Origin of the sequence: Pseudonocardia sp. N23, from assembly GCF_002583555.1 — a bacterium.
Taxonomy (GTDB): Bacteria; Actinomycetota; Actinomycetes; order Mycobacteriales; family Pseudonocardiaceae; genus Pseudonocardia.
On record NZ_BEGX01000165.1, the window covers coordinates 1 to 440 of the forward strand.

At 65.9% G+C, this 440-nt stretch carries 1 pseudogene; it reads right to left on the reverse strand.

The window, feature by feature from the left end:
• Positions 1–174: 174 nt before the first annotated feature.
• Positions 175–440 (reverse strand): annotated as a pseudogene (locus TOK_RS31415) (benzoyl-CoA 2,3-epoxidase subunit BoxB); the annotation flags it as partial.

Below are 440 nucleotides of genomic sequence, written 5' to 3' on the forward strand. Positions count from 1 at the left end.
CTCTTCCTCACGGCGTCGTGTCGTTCACTATGCGAAGCGTCGTGTCGGATCGTAAGCACGATGGAGGCTGAACGTCAAAACATATGAACAGGTCTTCATTCAATCAGGCATGGTGCACACACCGCAGCCCGGTCGCGGGGACGCGGCCGGGCTGCGGGAGAACGACGGGCGTGATCAGGCCAGGCGCACGTACTCGTAGTCGAACGGCTGACCGTTGATGCCGTTGGACGGCGGTGCGATCCAGCCCGCGATCTTCCCGGGCTCGTAGACCGGCCGCATGAGCGACCGGACATGGGTCTTGTCGGCCTCCGACGGCAGCCAGCGGTCGGCCTTGGCGTTCCACGCGTCCTCTCCGACGAGCTCGCCCGCCGGTGTCACGTGGTGCCCGGAGAAGACGCCGACGTGCCGGTTGAACCCGACGTGCGGCAGCGTCAGCGTGC